At 40.2% G+C, this 4,190-nt stretch carries 4 protein-coding genes; all 4 read right to left on the bottom strand.

Features of this window, described 5'->3' with window-relative positions; translation table 11 throughout:
• Positions 1-811 (bottom strand): MFS transporter (locus K1X56_14920; protein ID MBX7096011.1); only part of this gene is annotated, 811 nt, incomplete at its 3' end.
• A gap of 34 nt (positions 812-845) precedes the next feature.
• A complete protein-coding gene (locus tag K1X56_14915) occupies positions 846-2,564 on the bottom strand; it encodes a peptide MFS transporter (GenBank protein ID MBX7096010.1) in 1,719 nt (572 codons plus the stop codon).
• Positions 2,565-2,650: 86 nt separating this feature from the next.
• Complete coding sequence (locus K1X56_14910) at positions 2,651-3,793, bottom strand: hypothetical protein (protein MBX7096009.1); 1,143 nt, start codon at positions 3,791-3,793, stop codon at positions 2,651-2,653.
• Positions 3,786-4,130 carry a PadR family transcriptional regulator gene (locus tag K1X56_14905; GenBank protein MBX7096008.1) on the bottom strand — a complete coding sequence of 115 codons (345 nt, stop codon included), beginning with the start codon at positions 4,128-4,130 and terminating at the stop codon, positions 3,786-3,788. The genes K1X56_14910 and K1X56_14905 overlap by 8 nt, the downstream gene beginning before the upstream one ends.
• Positions 4,131-4,190 lie beyond the last annotated feature (60 nt).

Below are 4,190 nucleotides of genomic sequence, written 5' to 3'. Positions count from 1 at the left end.
CCGGTTTAGGCGTTAATCCGATTGGTCCCAATGATTTCTGCGTAAACATAAACAGGGTTAATCCCAACAGCATACAAATACCCGCCAAACTAAATCCTAATGACCAGCTATAAGCCGTACCGATATAAGCAATGGTTAATCCGCTTAAAAATGCTCCGGTATTAATTCCCGAATAGAACAACGAAAATCCGGCATCTCGGCGCGGATCGCCATCTTTATAAAGCATACCTACCATGGTAGAGATATTCGGTTTAAAAAATCCGGTACCCACAATGAGTATACATACCCCCAGATAGAAGTTAAAACTTCCCGGAAAGGCCATTAGAAAAGTTCCGGAGGCCATTAATATTCCGCCCCAGAATATGGATTTCCTAAAGCCGAATAATTTATCGGCAAATAAGCCGCCAATAAATGCCATCATGTAAATAAAGGCATTGATGATACCGTATCGTTTATTTGAAATAGCCTCTGCTTCACCGGCATATTTTTGCTCGGAGGTGATAATGTAATATTGGGGATGTTCTGGAGTAATTTTTTCTCCTTTATGTTCTTCTTCGTATTTCTCAATTTTTTCGGCCATGGTGACTTTATCGGCCTGGTGGTAATCTGCAGAAAGGATGAGATGTGAAATATATAGCGCCAATAAAGCACGCATACCGTAAAATGTAAAACGCTCCCACATTTCAATCAGGAATAAATACCACAATTGTTTCGGGTATTTACCTTTAAAATCTTGAATTTCCTCTAAGCTGGTTGGATGTGCCATTTGTAGAATAATTAGTGAAGCCTTAAAAATAGAAAATCCCGACATAATGCCGGGATTTTTTTATTAAGAGTGGTTAATATTAAAAAATGTTTTTGTCCTGCATCGTTTTTCTAAGCCATTTAAGCTGAGAGAACAAGAGCAGGAAGGCCACCACGCATAGCGCAAAATTAATGAGGAAGTAGTAGGCTTTATTGTCAATTCCTTCCCATAATCCACCTAACATTCCGGACAGCTTATTTCCAACGGAGGTTGACAAGAACCAACCTCCCATCATCAGAGCTGTTAAGCGCGAAGGTGAAAGTTTTGATACGAGGGATAGTCCCATAGGTGAAAGGAATAATTCACCAATCGTAATGACCCCATATGATGCGACCAGCCACCAGGAAGAAGCTTTATCATCGTGAATATTTACGGAATTAACCGCCATCACCATCACCAGTGCAGAAACACCGGTAATCAATAATCCATACGCAATTTTAGCAGGCGTTGAAGGTTCCATTTTACGTCGGCGTAATAAGCCAAAGAATCCTACTACAAGGGGGGTAAGTACAATCACCCAAAATGGATTAATGGATTGATATATTTCGGTAGAAATTAATTTCAGTGATTTTCCTTCGGCGGGTTGACGATTTTCCGGTAGATTTTTAAAATACATTCGTGATGCAGTTTCAACCTGCATGGAATCCTGAATTTTTTTGTATTCCGTTTTATCGTTAGCCTTAATTAATTTCTCTATATCTGCCTCTCTGCGTTTATTCGTTTTTGCAAATACCGTATCATGAATAGCGAATAATGCAGGATCATTCACCACTGTTTGATCGATTTTTAAGGTATTAAAAACACCTTCTACCGGTTTGGGAACTTCACGGTCGGTATGTTCTTCGGCCCATACGGTAAGCGCATCACCATTCTGGTGAAATACGGCCCAGAAAACTACTACGCAAGCAAAAACGGTAAGTAGAGCAGCAATTGGTTTTTTATCATCTTCACTCGCTCTTTTCCAGAGCATGACATAAAACACGATGACCGGAATACAACCGAAAATAAAAGCATCATTCGCATCTGATCCCAATAAATTTCCTGGGATAAACCATCCGATAACACCCATCACCAAAAGTGGAAGGAATACCGTTTTTAAAATGGAGGCGATGGATTGGTCTTCTTTTTGAACAGGTTTTAAAACATCAGCTTCTTTCAGATGCTTGCTCCAGAGAATGAAAATAATTAAACCTAAAATCATTCCGAATCCAGCTGCCCAGAAGGCCCAGCCCCAACCGAAATTGATGCGGAAATAGGCAGCAACGAAATTACAGATGAATGAACCAACGTTAATACCCATGTAGAAAATATTGTAACCGGCATCTTTGTTTTCACGGTAACGATCGTCGTTATACAGGTTCCCTACCAGTGTGGATATATTGGGTTTAAAAAATCCGTTCCCAACGATAATCAGCAATAAAGAAATATAAAGGGTTGTCGGATCATTATTCATTCCCAATCCGAAATATCCGGCGGCCATTAACAAGCCCCCGATTACTACTGATCTTCTATAGCCTAAAAAGCGGTCGGCCAATAATCCGCCAATAAAAGGGGTGAGGTAAACGAGACCAAGATAGGTACCGTAAATATCCGATTTCGTTGCCTTGCTGAATCCCATACCACCATTGGCAGCACTATCCAACATATACAGCGAAAAGATCCCCAGCATGAGGTAATACCCGAATCGTTCCCACATTTCTGTGAAAAACAATACATACAATCCTTTAGGGTGTTTAGCCCCAGCTTTTGTGTTTGCCATCGTTTAAATCTTCGAATTTAGGATGGCCAATATAGGAAAAAGAAGGGAAAAAAGCGTCCGGTAATGTGGCCGGACGCTTTTGTGCATTAATTCTTGTGGAGGACCAGATTAAAGTTGTCGAGTAAATCGCGCTGTAGATCGCAAAGTTTGATGTAAGCGTCCAGCAAACTACCACCCGGACTTAAATGTAAATCCACCTCAAAATCCGGAATTTGTTTTTCGCTTAAGAAGGCTTTTGAATTCAATTGATAATTGTTGAGCTCCTGTTCAATTTTTCCGGATTTATTTCTGAAGTAGGTGACCGATTTCGAAGTTTCCTCTTCCGGTGTTTGCACCCCTCCTTGCTGTAATAATTCCTTCTTTTCTGTTTCCAGATATTGAAACGTATTCATAGTGGAATTCAGGAATTCGATTTCATTTTTTTGCCAATGGATGAGGGTATCCGATTGTATATTCTGAAGAAAATCCTGGTTATAGGCAGCCTGTTGCTGAATACTGAATTCCAGCCGGCCAATCTTACGCTTTTCGCCTTCGATGGTCGATTGACTTTTCATCACCGTTGCCAGCGATAAAAAGAGTCCGGAACCTGCAATCAGCAAGATAGAAGTAGTAAGCGTATTGGTTCGGGTATCCGGATTTCTTAGTCCTGTAAACAGATAAATCGGAATGAAAACAAAAATGGTAAACAATAATGAAGACTGCATCATTACATTCGCTCCCGGCCAGTGCATAATTTTGAAAAGCACGGAAGTAACGATTAGCATACACATAGGAATCGCCATCATGAGCACGCTTTTTTCGCGTAGGTGTTTGCTTTCTCTGAATTTAAGGGTAAACATTATTGGAAGGAACAGTAGTGTAAAAAAGCCCATTCCCAAAACAAGTAAGATCCCTGCAAAGGGCAGGTGCAAGAATTTTAATATGGATCCGGTTATGATCGACAAAGCGGAAAGCATGCCGGATATGATCATGAATTTTTTCATGGCATAATAGTGTTTAAAGGTTAGAAGTAACTGTGTTTCTTCTTCTATTTCCCGGAATCCCCTTTTGTAAAATCGGGGATAAATTTCCTGGCAAAATGAATTGAAATCACTTTGTTCTTTGTATTCCTGTTCAACGATACAGCAAATATGATCCAGGAGGTTTAACTGCAGGTCCTCCGTTTCAACGCCATGGATCCTTAGGTCGTTGAGGATTTTTTCTATTTGAGCATCGTTTAAACTATACATTTCCGGTGCGTGGTTGGATATCGAGTAGGAATTTCATGGTTTCCATGAATTCGGCGAATTCGCTTATTTTTTCCTCTACTTTCGTCCGGCCCGACGGAGTAAGGGAATAATATTTTCGAACGCGCTTACCGATGTAAACAGTTTCTGTAATCACTGAGCCTTCTTCCTCCAAGGCATGAAGGGTAGGGTAAAGTGCACCTTCGGTGATCTGAATACGATCTCCGGTAAGTTCCTTCACCCGGGCGGTGATTTCATAACCGTACATTTTTTCGTTTCCGGCCAATAACTTTAAAACGATCGTTTTTAAAGTCCCTTTAATGAGTTCTGATGAATACATAGAACAAATATACATAAGATTTCTATGTATACAACAAAAATACATAAGAATTTTATGTAT

Source organism: Flavobacteriales bacterium, from assembly GCA_019694795.1.
Lineage (GTDB): Bacteria > Bacteroidota > Bacteroidia > Flavobacteriales_D > UBA2798 > UBA2798.
This window is presented reverse-complemented; position numbering and strand designations above follow the sequence as displayed.

Excerpts from the sequence above, each read along its gene's own strand:
- K1X56_14915 (MBX7096010.1), bottom strand. The coding sequence starts at position 2,564 with ATGGCAAACACAAAAGCTGGGGCTAAACACCCTAAAGGATTGTATGTA.
- K1X56_14910 (MBX7096009.1), bottom strand. The coding sequence starts at position 3,793 with ATGTATAGTTTAAACGATGCTCAAATAGAAAAAATCCTCAACGACCTA.
- K1X56_14905 (MBX7096008.1), bottom strand. The coding sequence starts at position 4,130 with ATGTATTCATCAGAACTCATTAAAGGGACTTTAAAAACGATCGTTTTA.